This is a genomic window from Rhodovulum steppense (genome assembly GCF_004339675.1).
Classification (GTDB): Bacteria; Pseudomonadota; Alphaproteobacteria; order Rhodobacterales; family Rhodobacteraceae; genus Rhodovulum; species Rhodovulum steppense.
On sequence record NZ_SLVM01000007.1, the window covers coordinates 95,745 to 117,905 of the forward strand.

The following is a 22,161-nucleotide window of genomic DNA, read 5'->3' on the forward strand; positions in this document are numbered from 1 at the left end:
TCGATGCCGTCGGTGGGCGGTCACGTCATCAACGCTGGGAAGGGGACGTCCGGCCAACATCCGATTTGTTCGTCAGCGACGCCGGGCTGGACAATGTGTCGCGGCCTCGAAGCAACCCGTCTGGGTTGATCTATGCTGTTAGTTTGTATTTTCCGTCGGGAAAGTTTATTCATTTCAAGTACGAGGCGTACTGCTTGGTTCTCTCCTTCATCTGCAATGCGCGTGTCCAAGGGAACGATTATTCCCGGGGAAAAGGCTGGCCATTTCCGGCGGTCGTCGGCCTTCTGCTGGCCCTCGGACTCTCGGCTTGTGGTACGATCTACAAGACGCCGACCATTCGGGATGATAGCTCTGCCCAGATCCCGTTCGATGTGATCGAACTCACGCCTGCGGCCATCCAGGCTGCGAATGGCGTTTCCTATTCTCCACGCCCCTTGCCAGCTGCGTTCCGTGGCCCCCTCCGGGGCGTGGCAGGGACCGGCGGCCTGCCTCCGGAGCCGGGTGTCACCGAGTACCGGATCGGGCCCGGGGATGTGATCTCGATTGTTCCGACCAGGCTTGCAACCGGCGAGCCCGGTGCTGATCAGGGTGCCTCGGGCGAATTCCGGGTGCGGGATGACGGCACGATAGACCTTTCACGCCTCGGCGCGCTTTCTATCGGGGGACTTTCGATCGCTGAGGCCGACACCGCGCTCAAGAAATTGCTGCGCAATCGGCAGACCGACCCGTCCTATCGGATCGAGATTGTCGAGTTCAATGCGCGCACCGTTCCTGTCGACGGCGCCGTGGCCGCGCCGGGGCTGGTGCCCCTGACCCAGGTGCCCATGACTCTGGACAAGGCGCTGGCGGCGCGCGGCGGTCTGCGGGCCGAGGTCCGGAGTTCCGCGACAGTGACGTTGCATCGCGTCGGCCGCAGTCATGCCTATCGGGGCGACGATCTGGCCATGCTGTCACGCGTGGTGTTGCGGGACGGCGACAGTGTGGTCGTGGATCCGGGCGAGAGCTCCGAGGAGCTGAGGGCACGCTTTTCCCAACTCGACGCGCTGGATGCCGTGGCCCGCGATACCGTCTACCTCGTGGGCGAGGCCCGAAGCCCGCGCAGCATACAGATGCCCTTCGATCGGCAGTTGTTCCTCTCGGATGTCGCTCTCGACAAGGGCGGTGTCCCGCTGGAGACTGGAAACATGGCTGCGATTTACGTTCTGCGCAGCTATGGGCGCAACGGCGGGGTGGCGATCTATCACCTCGATGCCGGCAACATCGTGAACCTGGTGCTCGCGACACGGATGGAACTTCGCCCGGGCGATCTGATCTTCGTGTCGGAGCAGCCCGTCACGCGCTGGAGCCGTGTCTTGAAGCAACTTTCCCCTGCAACGATCACTTCGGTCGCAGCGAACGTGAGAGACTGAGATGTCCGAGCCGACAACAGCCCCCTTTCCCCTCGCGGATGTGCCCGAACAGTCGCTTGTCGAAAGGATAGGTCCGGCATTGCAGAATGGCACGCTGACGGTGTTCGACCTGGTGCGTGAGGCCCACGCATTGGGTCCGCGTGAGCCTGCCCGGGCCGCGGCGATGCTTGCTGGCGTGCTGCGGCATGGCCCGATCGAGGAACGGTTCTGGCTGCAAGCTCTGTCGCGTGCGATCTCGGACGCCGGGCCGCTATCCGTCAGCGAGGTTGTCACCGCTCTGGACGCGGTCTCCGAGCTTGCGCCGAATGGTCCCGAGGCGATGCGCGAACGTATTCTGAGCGCTCTATCTGGGGCCGGCCGGGACCGCGACGTTGCGGTTTTTGCGACGATGTCAGCCGATCTGCCCGGCCTGTCGGCGCGCTTCTGGTATCTTGCCTTGCGGGCCTGCCTTCGCCTGGGGCAGACCTCCGGTGCGCTTCAGGCCGCGCGGGGCGTTGCGATCGCGCCCATCGAGAATGTGTCGCATCTGCTGACGGCGGGCGCGGTGCTGCTGCGCAACGGACTGGCCGACGAAGTGCTGGCAATGATCGAGCTAAACCCCGCCCTGGCGCAAGACGAGCGCACCGCCGCCCTGCGAGCCGACGCATTGCTGCGCCGCGGTGGCGCGGAAGAAGCTGCATTGGCAGAACTACAGCGCGCTGCGGCCTTCGATCCGGACGATCTGCGTACCATCGACACCGAAGCCAGGCTGCTTCTGTCGCTCGATCGCGCGGACCAGGCGGTTGCGGCCTATGAGCGGGTGCCGGAGGCGCGGTTGAACACCTCTATGCGGATTCGCAAGGGGCAGGCGTTGGAACAGGCGGGGCGGATCGCCGAGGCCATGGCGATCCTGCGGGCCGTTCTGGACGAAACTCCCGATAACACAGCCCTGCGTCGCCGACTTGTCGGTCTTTACGAACGGAGCGGGCAAGCTGACGAAGCGCGCGCGCTTCACATGGCGGGACTGTCGTTGAGGGCGCAGAGCCTGCAGGGCGATCTGGCCGATGGGGTTGCACGAATCCTGGCCAGCGACGATCCAGCCGCAATCCCCGCCGAGCGCATGGCATGGCTAGAGCGGGCGTTGGAGGAGCGCGGCGTGCGGCCCGAAACGGACTGGAAGCGGCACGCGCGCCAGCTTGCCCGGATAGATGGCCTGATCCTCGACTGGGCACAGGCCCGTCCCGAAAGGGTCGACGAGCTTTACGATCTGGTTGAGCCCGAACCGGAGGCGCGCAGGATTCTGGACAAGGCGCTGGCACAGGGAAAGGGTGCCCTTGTGACGTCGGCGCATGTCGGTCTTCTTTTTTCCGGGCCTCTGGTTCTCAGCAAGACCGGGTTGCCCTTCGCCTATGTCGCCTCGCTGCCGGATCTTGGCCAGCCGGGCATGACCGACAGTCTCATCTCGACCTCGACCAACGATACGGCGGCCGTCGGGCGCAAAATTCTGCGGGCCCTGCGCGAAAACAGGCCCGTCGCCATCGCGATCGATGGTGCTGGCGCACCCGGGCAGACCGAGCGCCTGCTGTTCGACAGGCCGATCCGCCTGTCGGATTTCGCCGCGCGGCTTGCATGGCGCATCGGCACACCGACCCTGTTTCCGTGCATCACCTTCGAGCAGGGACGGGCTTCGTTCCGGCTTGACCCGATGCCGTCGCCCGCGCCCGGCGAGATCGAGCCGCTCTTCGTTGCGCGTTGGCTCGATGCCTATGTCGCCGGTCTCGGCCGGTTCCTTCTGGACCATCCGGAGGCGATGCGCGGAACAGGTGGCTTCTGGAGCCGCATAATGCATGTCGCCGGCGGAGGGGTGCAGCCCCGGCAAGCCCAGATCAATCAGTTGGATCGGTAACCATGAGAATTGAAAATGTTTCTGCGGATCAAAGGGTCAGTACCCGGATTGAAGCCGACACCATCGCCGTTGTAGGCTTGGGATATGTCGGGCTTCCGCTGGCAGTGCGTCTGGGCGAGGTCTTCAGCCGGGTCGTCGGCTTCGACCTGTCCGGCCAGCGCGTCGCGCGGCTGAACGACGGCGTGGACGATACCGGCGAGATCGGGCATGAGCGCCTTGCTGCCAGTAATCTTGTCTTCAGCGTAGACCCGGCCATTCTGGCCTCGGCAAGCATATATATCGTCGCGGTGCCGACGCCGATCCGGCCCGACAAGCGCCCGGATCTAACCCCCCTCGAATCCGCGTGCCGGACCATCGCCCCCCATCTCGGCAAGGGCGACCTCGTCATCTTCGAATCAACGGTCTATCCTGGCGTGACCGAGGACATTTGCGGTCCCATCCTCGAGGCCGGTTCCGATCTGCGCGCAGGGTACGATTTCAACCTCGGTTACAGTCCCGAACGGATCAATCCGGGCGATCAGGTGAACCGGCTGGAAACCATCGTCAAGGTGGTGTCGGCCGACACGCCCGCAGCGCTCGACCGGGTCGCGTCGCTTTATGGACGTGTGATCGATGCGGGCGTATTCCGGTGCTCGTCGATCCGCGTGGCCGAGGCCGCCAAGGTGATGGAAAACACCCAGCGCGACGTCAACATCGCGCTCATGAACGAGCTTTCAGTCATCTGCCAGCGGATCGGGATATCGGCCAACGAGGTGATCGACGCTGCGGCGACCAAGTGGAACTTCGCGCCGTTCCGCCCGGGCCTTGTCGGGGGGCATTGCATCGGGGTCGATCCCTACTACATCGCCGCGCTTGCCGAAGAGCTCGGGCATCATCCCGAGGTCATTCTGGCCGGGCGCCGCCTCAACGATTCCATGGTCAATCAGGTCGCGACCGCTCTGATCCGTCGGTTGGTGTTGCGCGGCGGGGCCGTGCGCGCCGCGCGCGTCGGTCTGTTCGGCCTGTCCTTCAAGGCGGATGTGCCGGACCTGAGGAATTCCAAGGCCATCGAACTGGTCACGGCGCTTGGCGGGTTCGGCCTGAGCGTGATGGTCAGCGATGCAGTCTGTGCACCCGATGCCGTCGAAGCGTCAGGGTTGTCACTGACCGACCCCAACGAGATGCACGATCTTGACCTTCTGGTGGTAGCTGCCGATCACAAGGCCTATCTTGAGGATCCCGCGTTCCCCGGACGGGTGAAGCCGGACGGAATATTCGCCGACATCCGGGGTGCCTTCCGCGGGAGAACCTTGCCCGCTGGTGTCGACTACTGGTCTCTCTAGACTGCAGACCACACAAGAGCGGAAGACCCCATGTTTCGCGTCACACCGATAGGATCCTGCCGCATCGCGACGCCGCTGCGTATCGGGTCCGGCATCTATGGCTATCGGTTGAATCGGGAGCGCAGCTTCGGCTTTACCCATTCCTCGGCCGAAGCCGTGCAGCAGGTGCGGTTCATGCGCGGCGAGATCGAGCCGCCCGAAGCGGTTTGGCGCTTCCTCGCGGCAACGGCAGAGCGCGTCGACGCCCTCGCGGCGCGGCATGACATCTCGGATGCCTATGTGATCGAGATATGTTCGGCCAAGTTGACTCGGATCGGCCCCTGGATGGTCCAGGCGAACTACCTGCGCGCCGTCTTCCGCGACTTCTTGTCGGACCACGCCCGCGCAGTGCGGTTCTGGAAGCTCGCCCATGATGCGGACCAAGACAGGATCGATGCATTCCTTCGTGAGGTTTGGTCGGATCGTCCCGAGCGTATCGAGGAGTGCGATACGCTGCGTCTGGTGCGGGCAGAGCGGACAACGCCCGAAACCCTGCGTCGCGACATGACCTGGCTTCTGCAGGCGCTGCCCGAGGTGATGTTCGTCACCCATGTGGACGCCCGGCGCGCCGATGGCGGGTGGATCGCGTCGCGCACGGCGTTGATCGCCATGGTCGAGTCCGTGGCCCTGGAACTGGGCGCCCGGGTGTTCAACCCGACCGCGGCGATGGATGAGTGGGGACAGGCCGAGGCGATCGAATGCGACAGCGAAAGCCTTGCCCATTATACCGAGGACTTCTCGCACCGGGTGGCCGATCTGCTGATGACGGCGGGCCTTGGCGAGGCTCTGATCCGCGCAGGCGTGCGGCGGCATGACGACGAGACACTGGTTGTCGATCATGCCCAATGCCGCCTTGAGGCCGGGACGATCGAGGGTCTTGGCGCCTCGCTGTCCTGGGCGGCGCATCTGCGCCCCGGCTGGCAGGAATTGCTACTCTGCCGCGTGTCGCATGCGCTGGCAATCGGGGATCACGACCAGGCCGCTTCATTGCTGGACGCCTTCGACCTTGCCGCGATCCCTGTCGACCGGCTGTCCCGGATCGCGGCACTCTGCGCCGCGGCGGATGCCATTGCCCCACTGCGCGTGCTTCGCAAGACCGTGCCCGTCGCCTGCGATGGCCTGTCCTTCGCGCTGCGGCTACAACTCGACGACAACCGGATCGGCGACCTGACCCTGCCGCCTTGCCGCGAAGCCTTGCAGGCGGCCGAGATTGTTTGCGCCAAGGGGCGGCCCCGCGACGCCCTGGAATTGTTGCTGCGCGAACACCCCGGGGCGCAGGCCGACGCGCTAACCTCGCCCGCGGCCCGAGCCCTTGCCCGGACGCTGCTGACCATGCTTGCGGACGAGAACGATTCCGCAAGCATGGCCCGTCAACTGCAACTCGCCGCAGCGGCGGGACTGCCAAAGGAAACAACCGCCGAGACGGCCGAGCGCCTCAGGGGCCCGTTGCTTCGAAGAACCGAGGCTCTGGCCCGCACCAAGGATCTGGACGGGCTGATCACGCTTGCTGCGGACCATGCCGATCTGGCCGACATCGTTCCCGAACTGTTTCTTGCGCTGGCCCGGGTCGCTTTGCTGGCAAGGCGCTACGAGGAAGCATTGCCCGCCGCCGAACGCGCGGCGCAAGCCCTGCCCGAGGCGCCTGAACCCGCACTTCTTGCGATGCGGGCCGCCGCGAACCTGCGGCAGACTGACCGGGTGATGCACCATGCCGAGCGGCTGGCAAGACTCTGCGCGCCCGACCATCCGCATGCCGTCGAGGCCGCGCAGCGCATGGCCCAGGTGCCACGACAGGCCTTGAATGCCGCCAGGTTCTGTGAAGACCCGCTCGATGCCTGGGCGCTCTGTCTGCTGGCCTGCGATGATCCCGAGTTGCGGGAAAGGGCGTTGGCGAAGCTGGACGGGCTCCGCGCGCGGATCGTTTCCAGGCTGAGGGAGCGTCTTGATCGGGGCGGCGACAGCCTGATGGACGACATCGGCCGCGCAATCACGCTGATGGGGCCGGACCCGCGGCTGACGCGGATTGCCGGGCGCCATCTTGTCCGGCTCCGCCGCCATGCCGAAGCCGCGGAGTTTTGGCGCCAGACGCTGGAAGCGGATCCTGACGATGCGCTTGCGCGCGCCGAGCTGGACCGCTGCCTGCAAAAGGCCGTCATGTCCTGATGCGCCTGATTTCTCGAGTCATTCCTAACGACGATACCGCGCTGCCGCCATCGGCCGAGATTCTGGTTCTGGCTGAGAATCTCGCCGCGCGCGGTCTTACCCCGCAGGACGCCCGCGCAGCGCTGGACCTGCTGACTCCACATCTGGAATCGGCACGCCCGCATGAAGGATTCATCATTGCCTATGCAGCCCTCGTCGAGAATCTGAGGGCTCGTGAGGGCATGCTGGAATTCTGGGCCGACGTGCAGCGGTTGTTCCCGCAAGCCGTGACGCCGATAAGATTGCTGATGCGCTGGTATCGGCGCCAGAGAGAGACCAAGGCAGGGCTGACCCTGCTGCACGATCTCTGCCGCGAAAGCGACCGCGACCCACAGGCTGCATGTGCCATGCTGCTTGGCCTGGACGAGTTGCGGCTTTACGCCGAGATGGACGACTTCATGCGGCAGGCCATGGACGGACCCGTGGCCAATGACGAACTGAAGGTACGCTATGCCCGCATCCTCCAGAAGCGCAATCTGCCGCATGAGGCATTGCGAGTGCTGACCGCGCTGGACAATGCAGAGCGCGCGCGCAATAGCGTGCGCGCTCTGCTGGGCGAGATCCACCGCCAGCGACGCGGTGCGATCGCCGCTCGGGAAACCGAGACGGATGACGTGGTACGGCGGATTGTGGAACTGGCCGTCCGAGACCTTCGCCCGGTTCGCCAGACCGACGGGATCGAAGGTGTCGTGTTCTATACCGGCCAATTGGGGCCGGGCGGAGCAGAACGTCAGATGACCCGGATCGCAATCGCCCTTCATGAAAGACAGCGCGCAGGTCTGGCTGTGGGTGCGCATGCACTGCGCGGTCCGGTGCGGGTCTGCGTGCGCCATACGGATCAAGACGGGAATGGCGGATTCTTCCTGCCCGTGCTCTGGGCGGCCGGGGTCGAAACCACCATCCTGAACGAATCTGCCCAAGGCTATTCCGACGGCCTGGACACGGTCTCCGACGGGATGGGGCGACTGCTGCAGATGCTGCGTCCGGATCTTCGGGAAACAACATTGCGGCTTCTGGCCTATTTCCGGACGACGCGCCCCGAGGTCGTTTATCTCTGGCAGGACGGTGGAGTGCTGGCGGCCGCCTTTGCCGCGTTGATCGCCGGTACGCCGCGCATCGTCGCGAGTTTCCGCGGGCTCCCGCCGAACCGGCGACCCGAACGGTTGCGTTCGGAAATGCCGACCCTCTACAAGGCGCTGGCAGAGCTCCCGCATGTGGCCTTGTCGGCCAACAGTGCGGTCGCCGCCCGCGATTACGAGGACTGGCTCGGCTTTGCTCATGGCACGATCAGGGTCATCCCCAACGCGGTCGAGAGCATCACGCCCGATGGCGAAGCCGACGACCACGCCCTCTGGTCCGGGATCGAGGCCCGTTCACCTGGCTGCACGGCGACGGTTCTGGGTGTATTCCGCTTCGACCTGAACAAGCGCCCCCGGCTCTGGATCGAGGCCGCCGCTGCCCATGCCCGTCAACGGCCGGACATGCGCTTCGTCCTGCTCGGTGACGGTGTCGAATGGGAGCCATGCGCAGACCTGATCGCCGATCTGGGCATGCAGGACAGGATCTTCCTGACCGGTATACGCAGGAATGTGGGCTTCTACCTCGCGCGTGCCGACCTTCTGATGCATCTGGCCCGGACCGAGGGATTGCCGAACGTGGTCATCGAAGCGCAGTCCTGCGGTGTGCCGGTTCTGGCCACCCCCGCAGGCGGCACCGGCGAGATAGTTCTCGATGGCGAAACCGGCATTCTTTTGCCGAGTGCCGAGACCGTTCATGCAGCCGATGTCGCCGCCATGCTCGATGCGCTGCTGGCCGATCGGGCAAGGCTGCGCGCGATGGGCCGCATGGGCGCGGAGCGCGCTGCATCACGCTTCCGTCTGGACAACGTGCTGCACCAGACGGTCGAACTCTTCAATTCCCACCGGAGCCTCTAGCTGATGCGCAGGATCTTCGTCACCGGCTCTGCCGGATTCATTGGGTTTCACCTGGCAAGGGAACTGCTGGCCGAGGGGTTCGCTGTCACCGGCCTGGACGGCATGACCGACTATTACGACGTGGCGCTCAAGCGGCGGCGCCACTCGATGCTGATGCAGAATCCGCATTTCGACGCGATCGAGGGCCGGCTGGAAGACGCGGACCTGATCCTTCGGACGATCCGCGAGGCCGAGCCCGATGCGATAGTGCATCTCGCGGCACAGGCGGGCGTGCGCTACAGTCTCGAGAATCCCCGCGCCTATATCGACACGAACCTTGTGGGCACCTTCAACGTGATGGAGGCTGCCCGCGAGATCGCCGTGGGCCACCTGCTGATGGCCTCGACCTCGTCGGTCTATGGCGCCAATACAGAGATGCCCTTCACCGAGCACCAGCGCATCGACACGCCGCTCACGCTCTATGCCGCGACGAAGAAGGCCAACGAGAGCATGGCCCATGCCTATGCGCATCTGTGGAAGATCCCGACCACTATGTTCCGCTTCTTCACGGTCTACGGCCCCTGGGGGCGCCCCGACCTTGCGCTGTTCAAGTTCGTCAGGGCTGCCCTCGCGGGTGAGCCGATCGACGTCTACAACCATGGGAACATGGCCCGCGACTTCACCTATGTCGGCGATCTCGTACGGGCAATCCGGCATCTGATCGATACCCCGCCGGCAGAGTCGGCCGATCCTGCCGACATCCCCGAATGGGACAGCCTCAGCCCTGCCGCCCCCTTCCGGGTGGTGAATATCGGTAATGGCGACAGCGTTCGTCTGCTTGATTTCATCGAGGAGATCGAAAACGCTCTGGGCATGCGCATCGACAGGAACATGATGGAGATGCAGAAGGGTGACGTGCCCGCGACATGGGCAAGTTCGGATCTGCTGTTTCACCTTACCGGGTTCCGCCCGAACACGCCGGTGAAGGTGGGCATACGCGAATTCGTCTCCTGGTACCGGGAGCATTACGGGTGAGCCATGCCCTGAAAGCCGGTGGCCATCTGCCGGCCTGGCCTGTCCGCGTTGCCACCCTGGTCCGGCGCGAGAGAAAGACACGCTTTGCGGGTGGCGCGTTCGGTCTCCTCTGGGCTTATGTCATCCCGGCAAGCTGGGTGGCCTTCGTCGTGATGATCTTCAACCTGACCGGGCGGGTGCCGCCGATCCATGCGGGGGCCGAGATCTTCGTGGCGACCGGCATCCTGCCCTACATCATGTTCCGCCAGACGCTGACCACCATGACGCGGAGCGCAATCTCGAACCGAAATCTGCGCGTGATCCGCGGCGTCCGGCCCGCCGATCTTCTGACAGCTTCGGCGCTGTTCGAACTGATGAACATGTTCGTCATGATGGTCGTGATCTTCGGGGCCGTCATCCTGATCTTCGGCGCAGAGCCACCGGCAAACCCTGCGAAGGTCGTGCTGGGGATGGGCGGGGCATGGATGCTCGGGGTCGGGCTGGGACGGTTGATCGCGATCCTGGGGCTGATGAGCGATGCGGTCAGCCGTGCCGTTCCGATCCTGCTCAGGCCGACCTTCTGGATCTCGGGCATCTTCTACACCGCCAACGAACTTACCGGGACGGTGCGCGACATCCTCTGGTGGAGCCCGCTGTTCCACGCTACCGAGATCTTGCGCGAAGGGTATTTCCTCGGGTTCAGCTCGCCGATCTCGGATCCGCGGATGGTCCTCGTCGCCGCGTTGATCCCCTATGTGCTGTCCTTCCCGGCGGAGATACTCCTGCTGAGGCGGGGGCTTTCGAGGTATCGGCTGTGATCCTTCTCGACAAGGTCGGCATCGTGCGCCCCGGGACCGGACGAAGCGAGATGATCCTGCGCGATCAGACCGTCATCTTCCGTGCGGGGGAACGGGTCGGCATCTATGCCCCAAGTGGCACCGGCCGGACCACGGTGGCGCGGGTTCTGGGCGGCATCCAGCATCCTGATCGCGGACATGTGCATATCGAGGGCCGGGTCGGTTGGCCGGTAGGTTCCGCCGGGATTCTGCACCCGCTGCTGACCCTCGCCGAGAACGTGTCGCATGTCGCGGGCCTGACCGGCGTCCCGGAGGGTGAGATTGGCGCCGTGGTGGCCTGGTTGTGCGAGGGCGAGGCGATGCTGCGGCGGACCGTCCAGTATCTGTCGCCGGGGGAGCGGGCACTTGCTGCCTATGCTATCAGCCTGGCGGTGCCCGTCGACCATGTCATTGCCGACGACAAGATCCTGATCAGCGATGAACGGGTGATTGCCCGGTGCGAACAGCTGTTGCGGGCGCGGTTGCGAAATGCGGGCCTTGTCTTCATCTCGCGCAATCCGGCGCAACTCAATCGGTGGTGCAGCCGCCATTTCGCATTGATCGGAGAGCGCCTCATGCCTTGCGATGACGCCATCGTCGGCCAGCAGATGCGAGAACTCGCCGAACTCGCGACCGAACGGGAAAGAGCGTATGGCTGAGACAGGACCGCCGGACGATCCGTCCGAAGACGAAAGACTGCGCCGCTGGCGCGAAGAGCGCCGACGCATCGCAGCCGAAGAGCGCGACAGGCGCCTTGTGAAGGAACTCGACACCGGGGCGCCCGCCATTCCCAAGCCCGAAATCCCGGTCGATCTGCGGAACCTGCGCATCAAGGCTCCTGACCCGGGTCACGAGCCCGCAGAGCCCAATGCCTCGACAACCAACGAGATCGACGAGATCCAGGCCCGGATGGCAATCTGGCGCCGTGCCCGCTGGCATCGGGCCCTGGCGCTGTTCGTGGTCTGTGTCCTCGCACCGCTGGCGGCGGTATTCGGCTGGCTGACGCTCGCTACCAAGCCACTTTACGAAACCCGTGCCGTCCTGACGATTTCGCAGCCCAAACAGGAATCGCAGACCGCGCCGCCGGGACTGCTAGGCGCGATCGGGGCACCCCAGGGGATGGCGCAGGTATTCATGGCCGACGAGTTCGTTCGCTCGCCCGCGCTTGTCTCGGCGGTGCTGGATCCCGCGCTTGCCCCTCGTCTGGCGGCCGAGGGGCTTGGCGATCTTGTCCTGTTGTCGCACGATGCACTGGCCAGCCAGATCGACAGTTCGGTGAATATCCAGACCGGCATGATGACGGTTTACGCGCGCATGCCCGAACCGGCCCAGGCCGTCGCGCTCGCCCGTCTGGTTCTGGACCTCGTGTCGACGCATGTCGACGATCTGGGTGCCGATCTGCGGGACAAGCGGCTGTCGGTCGCCCAGGACAGCGTCAACGAGGCGCGGGCTTCGCTGATCGAGGCCAAACGTGCGCTCGTCGCCCTTCAGATCGAGCATGGCGAACTCGATCCACGGACCAGGATCGAGGGCATCTACCAGATGATCGCGGGGACCGAGAGCGAGATCGTCGCCCTTCGCACCGAACTGGGTCGGGTCGAGGTGGCAGGCAGCGGCGACAGCTATGAGGCAAAGCGGCTGCGCGAACTGCTGGAGAAGCTGGATGCCCTGGTCGAGAGGGAGCGTCGCTCGCTTCTGGAGCCCCGCGGCGGGACGACTTCGCTCAATGCGCTATTGATGGATTACGAGACGGCGAACCAGACGGTTAGTATCGCAGAGGAAACTCTGTCGGCGGCTCTGGCCTCGCTTGCCTCCGCGCAGTCCGAGGTCGCGCTCGGGCGCAGCGTGCTGCAGGTCGTGGTGCCGCCGCTGGCACCGGGCAAACCGGAATATCCCCGCATCATGGTCGCCCTTTTCATCACGCTGGTGATCGGGCTTGCAGTCTTCTTCACCGCGCGTCTGGTTCTGTTCGACCCGGACTGAGTGCCCCCTGAGGCAGCATCGCTTCCAGTGCCCGGGCCAGCGCTCCATAGGGTAGCCGCATCCTCGTGTCCTGACGGAACGCCGCCTCGTCGGCAGCTTCGACATCGCCGGATGCCAAAAGGCAGACCGCGTCCAGCAGCCATTGCGGCGAAACGGTCGGTCCCGAAACGATCGCCCTGTAGCAAAGCTCGGTCCAGAGGTCATGCGGCGCCGGGATCTGGCAGGGGCACCCGGCCATCCGGGCTGGGCGGGCCCTTGAAAGGACATCGGCGTGGCGAAAGTCCCGCATGCGGGTGCAGGCACGGTCGGCGAACAGGACCACTGGCATGCCGGTGGGATGACGATAGACCCGGCGCGAGCGGGACGGCGTCTCGCTTTCCAGTTGACAGCCTAGAGCGGTCAGCACCGGCCTGGCACGCTCGCAGCCGTCCACGTCCGGCATCAGGAGCGTCAACTGCGCGGTGTGGCGCAGGAAGGCGACGGGATAGTGCCCTGCGGCGATCGCGGCTCCTCCGATAACAATGGGCGAAAGGCTTGCCACACGCGCATCGCCCAGAACCTGACCTACGATCCGCCCGAAGGCTGCGGCCCGGGCCTGCTCCATCGCAAGTGCCGCCCTGAGCCTGTCAGGCCAAGCTGCAGGCAGGCGGTCCGCCACGGGCAGAAGCCGAGCGGCGGCAATGGCAAGAATGTCGCGGATGCGGCTGTCCAGCCCGACAATCACATCCGCGCGCTCGTCCGGGATACGCTGGAGAAGACGTTCCAAGGTGGTTGGAACGGCGTCTTCGGCGACAAGGCAAAGGTCCATGAGGACACGCTCGATTTGCCCCAGACCCTCAGGCGGCAGGAGAGGCGGCGCAGCATCCTGGTCAGCGGTCATCATCGTCCGCCTTCCATGTTTCGACACAGCCCGACATGCTTCCCGCCTGTCTGCGCGCCCTTATTTGCTTGGCGAGCAACATCATGAAATTGTGATGCTTTTCATCATTGCGCCGTAATGTCAGGTTCTCTCCGTGGATCCGCCGGACCAAGACGATTTCGGGCAGGATGACCTCTTTCAGGCCCATGCCGCGGGCACGCAGCAGCCATTCCTGGTCAGCCCCGGTGGTCATCGTCGCATCAAACGGGCCTACCCTTTCGAAGACCCGCCGCGGCGCGAGAAGGCCGGCCATCAGTCGCCCGGCCTCCGGCCCACTTGGCAGCGCAAGTGGCGAGGCTTGGAACCCGACCGGTCGGATATCGAGATGTTCTGCCCCGCCGAAACAAAGGGCAAGCTCCGGATCGGCCAGGAATGCGCTCATTTGCAGCGACAGCTTGCGCGGGGTCCAGAGATCGTCGGCATCAAGAAAGGCCACGAAATCACCGGTCGCCGCCGCCAGCCCGGCATTGCGAGCCGCAGCCACTCCGGCGTTCGCTTGCTGCAGGAGCCTTACGCCCGGGCGGGCCGAGACCAGTGCGGCCGTGTCGTCGGTCGATCCGTCATCGACGACGATCAGCTCGTCGACTTGGCGATCTTGGCTCGCAACGCTGTCGATGGCCTCCTCGATGAAGGCCGCGGCGTTCCAGGCGGGAATGATGCAGGAAATGCCAGGCATGTCAGTAAGCCCCCCTCTCGCCTCTTGCCGACGCGGCCCCGGCAGGCGCCCGCATGGCCTCGGCATAGCGGCGCACCATGGTTTCGACGGAATAGGCATCGGCTGCAAAGGCGCGCGCCCGGTCACCCAGTGCCGGATCAGCCCGCCACATCGCGATCATCCGGTCGGTAAGATCGGCGATCTCGTCCAGGTCCGGGTTGTCCAGGTTCGACAGTGTTGCCCCGGTAACGCCCTCGATATAGCAGTCCGACGCTCCTCCGGCCCGGGTGGAGACGACGGGCACACCGCAATACTGTGCCTCGATCAGCACGTTTGGCAAACCCTCGCTTCGCGACGTGAACACGAAGACGTCCATCTTCCCCAACCAGAAGCCCACATTGCTGCGAAACCCGGGCATGAGTAGCCGGTCCCCCAACCCGGAGCGCCGCGCACTGGAGCGCAGGTCGTCCAGCGCCTCTCCGTAGCCGATCAGCAAGAAACGGGTGCCGGGCCGCCGGTCAAGGTAGTGACGAGCAAAGTCCAGCCAAAGATCGGGGCGCTTGCAGGGGTGAAGACGGCAAATGCAGCCTACGGTGCGCTCCGCATCGGCCGTAGTAGCAGAAAAGTCCGTCCACAAGGCCTCGTCCTCATCGCTGCCGCGCAGCGTTGGCGGGGCGCAGCCGTTCGGAATGACCTGGAATGTGTCCGTCGGGATTCCCAGCCAGTCGGCATAGCTTTGGGCGACGCTGGGGGAGTTGCATTGGAAAACGACACCGGGCACCAGTGCAAGCGCCCGGAACATCGCCGCATATTGGAGGAGGAAGGGCGTTCCGTGCTTGTCCGGGGACAGGGCGCGCAGGTTCAGAAGCACTTTCGGCACCTCCGCAACCAGCGCGGCAAGCGCGGCATAAAGGATCGGGCCATCCTGCCAGATGCTGACCGCCGCGGCGCCCGTTCGGCGGAAATACGGGGCAAGCTGTCTGACCCCGATCTGCGCTGCGCTCGGCGTTATAGCGAGGATCTCCGCCATTACCGGGTCGCCCTGTGCAACGGCCTCGATAGGTTGGGGCGGCAAGCTGCACAGGTCGTCGGTCGCGGGCAACGACCCCGGTAGGGCAGCCTCGAAGAGCAGGCGCTGCGCCGACGGAACCTCAGCCAGGGAAACGACGTGTACCGGTCCGTCAAGGCGAACGCCCCGCAAAATCCGGTCCGCACCCAGGCCGCGGTGCAAACCCTGGGCGAACAGCCAGAATTGCCGCTCCGCCCCACCCACACCAAGTCCGGCGGTCATCAGAACCACCGGACCGATCCTGCCCGGATCGGTTTCGGGCAGTCGGCGCCCGGCAAAGCGCAGGATCGCTGCGCACAGGGCAGGGATCCGGTTGTCGGGACGGTCGGTCAGCAGGTCGGGTTCGCTCTCGGAGAAGCGCCGCTCGGCGCGCCGTAACCCATCGACAATGCTTTGGGTCGCAGCATCCGCCCCGGCCCGCTCAAGCGTCTCTGCCACGCAGATCGCCTTGCGGATGCGCCCGCGGTGGCGAAGCTGCTTCACGTAGCGCAACCTCACGTCGTCCAGATCGGGAAAGTCCGCAAGAAGCCCGTCGTAGATCTCATCCGACTGTTCGTGGAACCCGGCTTCGTTCAGGAGCTCCGCGCAAAGCTGCCGCCGCGAGATGGCGTCGGCTTCCTGCGCCATCGCGGCGGCAATGAATGACGGCACCTCATCGCGACGATTGGCCAGAACCAGGTCGCGAACCCGCATCCTGAGGACGAGTGAAAGCGGCGCGTTGCTCGAAACACTCTCCTTCAGGGCCTTCAATACTGTCTCCACCCGAACCGGGAACAACCTGTTCCAAGACCAACGATTACGGGTCGGTGCCGGATTTGTCTATCATCGAGGGTGTGTCGGTCGTCGTGCCGCAGCGACGTGCACGCGATAGTTGACACCGTGCGACTTGGATATTCTAAGAGGTCTCGTTCGGTCCAATGACGCCGGGCCAAACAACCTCGCAGGAAGCGGATCGCAAAGGGGCTGCCATGGGAACTGATCGTCGACATTCCCCGTCGGAGGCACGACTTGAAACCAGCCTGATCGATGACGAGTTGGTCGTCCTGTGCCTCGACAGCGGCTACTATTACACGATCACCGGGATAGGGGTCATCGTATGGCAACTGATCGAGCGAGGTGCCTCGCTCGGGTTGATCGTGGAAACAATCGCGCAACGGTACGAGCAGGAGGCCCAGAAGGTGCAGGCCAACATCGAGACCTTCCTGGACAAGCTGGTTCTTGAGAACCTTGTTGGTCCGGCCGAGTCTACGGATGCGGCAGATCCTGCCACGATAGGGGAGTTCGACGGTTGGCAACCAACCTACATTCCCGTCACGATCTCGAAGTACAACGACCTTTTCGAGGCATTCGCCTCGGATCCACCTTTGGTGGTGGGGCGTCTCTGATACCCAGTATCACCTAACCGACGGGCACCTCGAAAAACTGTCCTGCTCGTGCCCAGCGAATATTCCACGGGTAAGACCACGAGGCGCGGCGCGATCACCCGTGCGGGCTATTCCCGCCCAAATGAAAAAGATCATTTTCAACTGCGGTCAATAAGGCAAGACGGCCTCAAAAGGCAAGGATCTTTTCCATTGGCCGTGAAGCAAGAGTGAGCCGAGCAAAAAGGAAAAGATCACTTCCATATTTCGCCTTGCTGCCCTCACCCGCACCAGTCCCCGGGGGGCCGCGGGCAACTGTAGGGGCCACATATGTAGCGCGCTGCCAGCCCCTCCGAGATCAGCACCTCGCCCACGTCGCGACCATCCACATACAGACTGCCGCAGATGCGCCCGAAATTGCACGCATCGGTGCCCTCGGTCCCCGGCCGACATGCACAGGCAACCCGCTGAAACTCGATGCGCGCGGCACCGTCCAGCATGTCCGTCAGGCGCCTGGTGGCGCGGGTGCCGAGCTGGCGCTCGCGCTCGCAGCGCGGCGAAAACACTTCGGGCGTGTTGAACCCGACCAGGCGGACCCGGCGGCTGTCCCCGGGAACCCGGATCGTGTCCCCGTCGACCACCTGGATATCGCGGGCAACGAGCGCGATGCGCGGATCGGCCTGCCGGTCGGGTACACCGCTGATCCCGTCTCCCGGTCCCGTGGCCGCCCGAGCGGTATCCGAACTGCCGGTCAGGATGCCGTCAATGTCGGTCTGGACGAGAAGGATCGTCATGACGATCGCAATGAGACCCACGGTGGCGGATCTCAGCCTGCGCAGGATCCCGTTGCCGCGCCGCCGGCCGGGATTACGGCGGGCAGAAGGCCGGGACCTGTCGCGTGGCGGCCGCGGCGACAAGCGCGTCGGTCGTCCCGGACCGGATGCCGGTGTTGGCGCCATGGCCGGGCCGGGCCGGTCCGCGCCGCCCGCCTGGCAGAGGCGCATCAGAAGCCGGTACTGCTTCGCGCTCAGTTTCGTGCTGCGACCATGTCGATCAAGCCGGGCGCCCATGTCCCGCAGGAAGCGCTGCTCCCAATCGCTCAGGGCCCCGTCAGCCAGCGCGCGCGCGATCCCCGCCTTGACCTCGTCCAGCTTGTCCTGTGAGAACGGCATCCCTGCACCATCAATCCGTTTCGAACCATGCGATCGCGACCTGCTAGATCACCGATATGGCTGGATTGGGGCAACATGTGTAGAGCGTCAACCTCCTTGTCCGGTGCCGACAACCAAGGTGGCCGGTTCTGGCCGCTGCGATCGGATCGGTTAGGTGATGGTTTCCTCCTTGATGTTGTCTGCGGCCTCGGCTTCGAGGTTGTCGCTGGAGGTTGTCGCTCCGATTTCAGGCTTGGCTGATCGGCGTTCGGCTGCGGCGCGCCGACGATAACTGTCGCCGTTCATCTCGAGGATGGTGGCGTGGTGGACGAGGCGGTCGATCGCGGCGACGGTAACGGCCTGGTCGGGGAAGACCTTGTCCCAGGCGCTGAAGGGCTGGTTGGCCGCGATGGCGAGGCTTCTGGTCTCGTAGCGCCGGGCGATCAGTTCGAAGAGCACGGAGCTTTCGGCGCGGTCCTTCTGCGCGTAGGTGATGTCGTCAAGGATGATCAGGTCGAACTTGTCGAGCTTGGCGATGGCGGCCTCGAGCGCCAGGTCGCGCCGCGCGGCCTGAAGCTTCTGCACCATGTCGGTGGTGCTGGTGTAGAGGACGCGCCTGCCCGCCTCGACAAGGGCATGGCCGATGGCGCACAGGACATGGGTCTTGCCCGCGCCCGAGTTGCCGATGGCGATGAGGTTGGCGCCGGTCTCGACCCAGTCCCCTGCGGCCAGCGCCTCGACCCGGGCCCGCGTCACCCCGGGCAGGGCCTTGAAGTCGAGGGTGGCCAGCGTCTTGCCGCCGGGCAGTTGGGACTGCTGGAGGTGGCGGTGGATGCGGCGCGCATCGCGCTCGGCCAGTTCGAGCTCGGCAAGGGTGGCGAGGAACCGGGAGGCGGGCCAGCCCTCTGCGTCTGCACGTTCGGCCAGCGCCTGCCAATGGCGCTGGAAGCTGGGCAGGCGCAGCGCGGAGAGCATGGCGGGCAGCGCGTGGACATCGACGGGGCGGGGAGCGGCGGGGGCGGTCATGCGCAGCCCTCCAGCAGGGCGTCGAAGCTGGTCAGTTCTGTCAGGGCGACGGGGGTGTCGACCGGGAGGGCCCGCTGTGGCGGCTCCAGTCGTTCCTTCAGCCGGCGGGCCTCGGGCAGCTCGCCCCGACCGAGGCTGTCGGCGATCAGGAGGGCCAGTTCGGCCTCGCAGCCTTCGTCATGGGCGAGGCAGAGCAGGCCGACCATGCGACGGCAGGCGTCGCGGCGGGGCAAGGCGGCGGAGAAGGCGGCCCAGGCCTCGGCGTATTCCGGGCGCGGAAACAGGCCGTCGCGATAGACCGAACCTGCCAGCGCCTGCGGCTTGCGGCGCAGGGCATGAATCACATGGCGATAGTTGACGCAATGGACACGCACGCCGTCATCACGCCCCCGGCGTCGCGGGTGGGTGACGACATGGGTGGCGCCAAGGAAGGCCTCGATCCGGTCGTCGTAGACGTGAACCCGCAGCCGCTGACCGATCAGCTGCGAGGGCGCGGAGTAGAACACGCTGTGAACGAGGAAGCCCCCGGTCTTCGTCACCCGCGCGACCACCTCGGTGAAGTCGGTGGTGCGACGGGCGGGCAGCGGCCTGAGCGCCGCCATCTCAATGCGCAGGGCTGCGTCCCGTCGCCGGTTCCGGCGGGCGACGAGTTCATCGACAAAGCGGCGCCAGTCGGCGAGCGTGGCGAAATCCCGGGAGCCGCGCAGGATCAGGGCCTGGTTGAGCGCCACCTTGAGGTGGTTGTTGTGGGCCTCGACCGACCCGTTCTCATGCGCCTCGCCGGGATTGTTCCGGCTCGCGAGCATGCCGTAATGGGCGCAGAAGGCCTCGTACCGCTTGGTGACATCATCCGCGGCCGCGGCATCAAGGTTCCGGTAAGCCGCCGAGAGGCTGTCGGTCCGATGTTCATGCGGCACACCGCCGAGCGTCCAGAGCGCGTTCTGGAGGTTCTCCGCCAGCGCGGTGAAGCTCTCCCCGCCCAAGACCACGGCGACGTGTTCCCAACTGCTGTAGGCCAGGACAAAATGGTAAAGGCGATGCGCGAGCAGCTGCCCCCCGATCGTCACGCCCAGGGTGCCCGCATCGGTGAAGTCCGACAGGGCCATCCGCCCCGGCTCGGGTGTCTGGCGGAAGATCACGTCGCACTCGGGCCCGTGCAGGGCACGCCAGTCGCGGACCCGCCGCTCCAGCGTTCGGCGCACGCGGTCGTCCGGGAAGGCTTCGGGGTCGGTCAGCTGGAGGTGCCGCATCAAGGTGACGGCCTGAACGGCAGGATCGCGCTTGAGGATCGGCAGCAGCACCGCGTCCCACACCGCAGCGAGCGGGTCAGGCACGGTGCGGCCCCGGGCAGGCTTGCGTTGGGAGGGAAGGCGCGGATCAGCCTCGATCCGGCGGGCGGTGCGTTCGCTGAACCCTGCGCGGGCGGCAGCGACACGCTGGCTGTAATGGAGACGGTCAGTCATGTAGACTCTCACTTGCTGGTCGGTGACGGGTTTGCCCGGCACGGTCGGATCTCCGTTTGGCTTCAGAGACCTCGACCCTACCGGCCCGCAGCGGCCAGCACCCACTCCCCGGAAGAGAGCCGCGCCGGTGGCCCCAGCCTACGGTCGGGCTACGCCCTCCCTCCGGCTGGGGCCACCGGCCATCTCGGTTGACGCTGTCGGCCAAATTGGTTGTCGCTCATCAAACATGAGCCATCTGCGACAGTCTGGCGTTCGGGTCATGCGCACAGGCCGGAGGGCGCCGTCCCCCGAAGCCCGCTCGACCGTGCCCGCGTTTCTCGCCTAACGAGGACGAAACAGGTGACCCGGCGTGGCGCCGGGATCGCGTCCGGTTCGGTCGCGCCGGGGATGCCGGCGCGTCGGCTCTTTCGATCCGTGGCCCCGGGGGGATTCGTCGCCAGGCTTCGAACGCCCCCGCAGAGTTGGGGGAACCGCCGGTTCCCCCATGCAAGTCGGCCGCTGTCCGGCCCGGAAGGGGTGTCCCCGCCTTCCTCCGCCTCTGGCTCCGTGCAGACGGGTGATCCCCCTCCCTTCCGCGCCGACAGCCAACTTGCATGGCCCCCCCTGCCCTCGCCGGGAGGCAGTCCGGCAAGAGAAGCGCGCGCAGGGCGCAGCTCACCTGCTAGACCGCCCAACAGTTTCGGCAAAAGACCGGACAGGGGCGCACCACAAAGGAGCGACAGAAAATGGCTGCTGAGAAACGCGACATCTACCAGCATGTGACCGACCAGATCATCGGCCAGATCGAGGCGGGAACCCCGCCTTGGCGCCAGCCCTGGACCGGCGGCCAGTCCGGCGTCCACTTCCCCGTCCGCCACAATGGCGAGGAGTATCGCGGGATCAATGTCCTGATGCTCTGGGCGACCGCGGCGCGCAAGGGCTACGTCTCGGCGCGCTGGATGACCTATCGGCAGGCCCAGGAGCTGGGCGGGCAGCTCCGCAAGGGTGAGAAATCCGCCATTGTGGTCAAATACGGGACCATCGAGCGGGAAGGCGAGGATGGCGAGGAGCGCAGCATCCCCTATTGCCGCGCCTACCGGGTGTTCAACGCCGACCAGATCGAGGGCCTGCCCGAGGCCTGTTACATCCGGCCCGACCCCCCGCGCGACCTCGGCACGACCGCGGATCCCGCGCTGGACGCCTTCGTCCGGGCGACGGGCGCCGTGATCATCACGACCGAGGAGCCCCGCGCCTATTACGACCTCGCCCGAGACCACATCCACATGCCGCCCATCGGCACGTTCTTCTCGGCCAGCGGCTATTACGGCACGCTCGCCCATGAACTGACCCACTGGACCGGGGCCGACGCGCGCCTGGCCCGGATCCGGCGGTTTGCCGACCGGAAGACCTATGCCTTCGAGGAACTGGTCGCCGAGATCGGCGCCTGCATGCTCGGTGTCCGGCTGGGCGTCGAACCGCAATTCGACCAGAGCGGGGCCTATGTCGAAAGCTGGCTTGCGGCCCTCAAGGAGGACAAGCGCGCGATCTTCCGCGCCGCCTCGGAAGCCCAGAAGGCGTTGGATTTCATCATGGCGCAGGCCGGCAAGGAAACGGAGGCGGCCGCGTGAGCGGCCCCCCTGCCCCACGTGTCAGTGCGCGGTGCGAAGCCATGGGCGGCTCGTCGATGGTGACCTGTAAAGTGCCGATGACCGCTCTGGGCGGCGGGCTGATCGCACTTCAGGCCGTGGCGGTCTCGACCGGCCTGCCCTTCACGCTGGTGCTGCTGGCGGCCTGCTACGCGATCATCCGCGGCCTGCTGAACGAGCCGCGCTGAGGCTTCGACTGAACCGGTGATCGGCCGCGTAACCACCGGGATCAGCCTCCGGCAAGCCCGGTGCGGTTCACAACCGAGGCCAAAAAGTATCCGGTCAGGAC

18 protein-coding genes are annotated in these 22,161 nt (G+C 65.5%); 12 read left to right on the forward strand and 6 right to left on the reverse strand.

Translation table 11 applies throughout. From position 1 onward, the window contains the following. Window positions 1-125: 125 nt before the first annotated feature. The 9 genes from EV216_RS06305 to EV216_RS06345 are packed head-to-tail and all read left to right on the forward strand — an operon-like array spanning window position 126 to window position 12,603. Window positions 126-1,409: a polysaccharide biosynthesis/export family protein gene (locus EV216_RS06305; protein ID WP_165899167.1), complete on the forward strand. Its 1,284-nt coding sequence runs from the start codon at window positions 126-128 to the stop codon at window positions 1,407-1,409. A gap of 1 nt (window position 1,410) precedes the next feature. Further along, window positions 1,411-3,294 carry a tetratricopeptide repeat protein gene (locus EV216_RS06310; RefSeq protein ID WP_132694206.1) on the forward strand — a complete coding sequence of 628 codons (1,884 nt, stop codon included), beginning with the start codon at window positions 1,411-1,413 and terminating at the stop codon, window positions 3,292-3,294. A gap of 2 nt (window positions 3,295-3,296) precedes the next feature. Beyond that, window positions 3,297-4,616, forward strand: a complete 1,320-nt coding sequence (locus EV216_RS06315; RefSeq protein WP_132694207.1) for a nucleotide sugar dehydrogenase — start codon at window positions 3,297-3,299, stop codon at window positions 4,614-4,616. A gap of 30 nt (window positions 4,617-4,646) precedes the next feature. After that, window positions 4,647-6,818 carry a hypothetical protein gene (locus tag EV216_RS06320; RefSeq protein WP_132694208.1) on the forward strand — a complete coding sequence of 724 codons (2,172 nt, stop codon included), beginning with the start codon at window positions 4,647-4,649 and terminating at the stop codon, window positions 6,816-6,818. After that, window positions 6,818-8,791, forward strand: coding sequence for a glycosyltransferase (locus EV216_RS06325; RefSeq protein WP_132694209.1), 1,974 nt, complete (start codon window positions 6,818-6,820; stop codon window positions 8,789-8,791). Before EV216_RS06320 ends, EV216_RS06325 begins: the two co-directional genes overlap by 1 nt. Before the next feature lie 3 nt (window positions 8,792-8,794). After that, window positions 8,795-9,805 carry an SDR family NAD(P)-dependent oxidoreductase gene (locus EV216_RS06330; RefSeq protein WP_132694210.1) on the forward strand — a complete coding sequence of 337 codons (1,011 nt, stop codon included), beginning with the start codon at window positions 8,795-8,797 and terminating at the stop codon, window positions 9,803-9,805. Further along, window positions 9,802-10,602: an ABC transporter permease gene (locus EV216_RS06335; RefSeq protein ID WP_165899168.1), complete on the forward strand. Its 801-nt coding sequence runs from the start codon at window positions 9,802-9,804 to the stop codon at window positions 10,600-10,602. Before EV216_RS06330 ends, EV216_RS06335 begins: the two co-directional genes overlap by 4 nt. A 50-nt stretch (window positions 10,603-10,652) precedes the next feature. Continuing rightward, on the forward strand, window positions 10,653-11,279 hold the full coding sequence (locus EV216_RS06340) for an ATP-binding cassette domain-containing protein (RefSeq protein WP_132694212.1): 627 nt from the start codon (window positions 10,653-10,655) through the stop codon (window positions 11,277-11,279). Continuing rightward, window positions 11,272-12,603 carry a KpsE/RkpR family capsule polysaccharide export protein gene (locus EV216_RS06345; RefSeq protein WP_132694213.1) on the forward strand — a complete coding sequence of 444 codons (1,332 nt, stop codon included), beginning with the start codon at window positions 11,272-11,274 and terminating at the stop codon, window positions 12,601-12,603. Before EV216_RS06340 ends, EV216_RS06345 begins: the two co-directional genes overlap by 8 nt. On the opposite strand, the gene EV216_RS06350 is transcribed toward EV216_RS06345, so the two are convergent. The 3 genes from EV216_RS06350 to EV216_RS06360 all read right to left on the reverse strand — a co-directional run bounded on the left by EV216_RS06350 (window position 12,569) and on the right by EV216_RS06360 (window position 15,996). After that, the gene (locus EV216_RS06350; RefSeq protein ID WP_165899169.1) at window positions 12,569-13,369 is read right to left on the reverse strand and encodes a nucleotidyltransferase family protein; all 801 of its coding nucleotides are present in this window, start codon (window positions 13,367-13,369) and stop codon (window positions 12,569-12,571) included. The genes EV216_RS06345 and EV216_RS06350 overlap by 35 nt on opposite strands. Window positions 13,370-13,472: 103 nt before the next feature. Beyond that, window positions 13,473-14,198, reverse strand: coding sequence for a glycosyltransferase family 2 protein (locus EV216_RS06355; protein ID WP_165899170.1), 726 nt, complete (start codon window positions 14,196-14,198; stop codon window positions 13,473-13,475). Window position 14,199: 1 nt separating this feature from the next. Further along, complete coding sequence (locus EV216_RS06360) at window positions 14,200-15,996, reverse strand: glycosyltransferase (RefSeq protein WP_132694216.1); 1,797 nt, start codon at window positions 15,994-15,996, stop codon at window positions 14,200-14,202. Between the two features lie 218 nt (window positions 15,997-16,214). Here EV216_RS06360 and EV216_RS06365 point away from each other — a divergent pair, with 218 nt between their 5' ends. Next, entirely contained in the window at window positions 16,215-16,631 is a 417-nt protein-coding gene (locus EV216_RS06365; RefSeq protein ID WP_165899171.1) for a PqqD family protein, read from the forward strand. 257 nt (window positions 16,632-16,888) lie between these two features. On the opposite strand, the gene EV216_RS06370 is transcribed toward EV216_RS06365, so the two are convergent. From EV216_RS06370 to istA, 3 genes are all read right to left on the reverse strand, one after another. Then, window positions 16,889-17,779: a thermonuclease family protein gene (locus tag EV216_RS06370; RefSeq protein WP_132694218.1), complete on the reverse strand. Its 891-nt coding sequence runs from the start codon at window positions 17,777-17,779 to the stop codon at window positions 16,889-16,891. 150 nt (window positions 17,780-17,929) lie between these two features. Further along, the gene (gene istB, locus EV216_RS06375) at window positions 17,930-18,784 is read right to left on the reverse strand and encodes an IS21-like element helper ATPase IstB (protein WP_207893978.1); all 855 of its coding nucleotides are present in this window, start codon (window positions 18,782-18,784) and stop codon (window positions 17,930-17,932) included. Beyond that, window positions 18,781-20,289: an IS21 family transposase gene (gene istA, locus EV216_RS06380; protein WP_424511172.1), complete on the reverse strand. Its 1,509-nt coding sequence runs from the start codon at window positions 20,287-20,289 to the stop codon at window positions 18,781-18,783. Before istA ends, istB begins: the two co-directional genes overlap by 4 nt. Before the next feature lie 683 nt (window positions 20,290-20,972). On the opposite strand from istA, the gene EV216_RS06385 reads away from it, so the two are divergent. Then, the gene (locus EV216_RS06385) at window positions 20,973-21,854 is read left to right on the forward strand and encodes an ArdC family protein (protein ID WP_132694220.1); all 882 of its coding nucleotides are present in this window, start codon (window positions 20,973-20,975) and stop codon (window positions 21,852-21,854) included. Next, window positions 21,851-22,060: a BCCT family transporter gene (locus EV216_RS18830; protein ID WP_165899160.1), complete on the forward strand. Its 210-nt coding sequence runs from the start codon at window positions 21,851-21,853 to the stop codon at window positions 22,058-22,060. Before EV216_RS06385 ends, EV216_RS18830 begins: the two co-directional genes overlap by 4 nt. Window positions 22,061-22,161: the final 101 nt, after the last annotated feature.

Excerpts from the sequence above, each read along its gene's own strand:
- EV216_RS06320 (WP_132694208.1), top strand. The coding sequence starts at position 4,647 with ATGTTTCGCGTCACACCGATAGGATCCTGCCGCATCGCGACGCCGCTG.
- istB (WP_207893978.1), bottom strand. The coding sequence starts at position 18,784 with ATGACCGCCCCCGCCGCTCCCCGCCCCGTCGATGTCCACGCGCTGCCC.
- EV216_RS06385 (WP_132694220.1), top strand. The coding sequence starts at position 20,973 with ATGGCTGCTGAGAAACGCGACATCTACCAGCATGTGACCGACCAGATC.
- EV216_RS06365 (WP_165899171.1), top strand. The coding sequence starts at position 16,215 with ATGGGAACTGATCGTCGACATTCCCCGTCGGAGGCACGACTTGAAACC.
- EV216_RS06370 (WP_132694218.1), bottom strand. The coding sequence starts at position 17,779 with ATGCCGTTCTCACAGGACAAGCTGGACGAGGTCAAGGCGGGGATCGCG.
- EV216_RS06345 (WP_132694213.1), top strand. The coding sequence starts at position 11,272 with ATGGCTGAGACAGGACCGCCGGACGATCCGTCCGAAGACGAAAGACTG.
- EV216_RS06315 (WP_132694207.1), top strand. The coding sequence starts at position 3,297 with ATGAGAATTGAAAATGTTTCTGCGGATCAAAGGGTCAGTACCCGGATT.
- EV216_RS06355 (WP_165899170.1), bottom strand. The coding sequence starts at position 14,198 with ATGCCTGGCATTTCCTGCATCATTCCCGCCTGGAACGCCGCGGCCTTC.
- EV216_RS06330 (WP_132694210.1), top strand. The coding sequence starts at position 8,795 with ATGCGCAGGATCTTCGTCACCGGCTCTGCCGGATTCATTGGGTTTCAC.
- EV216_RS06340 (WP_132694212.1), top strand. The coding sequence starts at position 10,653 with ATGATCCTGCGCGATCAGACCGTCATCTTCCGTGCGGGGGAACGGGTC.
- EV216_RS06325 (WP_132694209.1), top strand. The coding sequence starts at position 6,818 with ATGCGCCTGATTTCTCGAGTCATTCCTAACGACGATACCGCGCTGCCG.
- EV216_RS06310 (WP_132694206.1), top strand. The coding sequence starts at position 1,411 with ATGTCCGAGCCGACAACAGCCCCCTTTCCCCTCGCGGATGTGCCCGAA.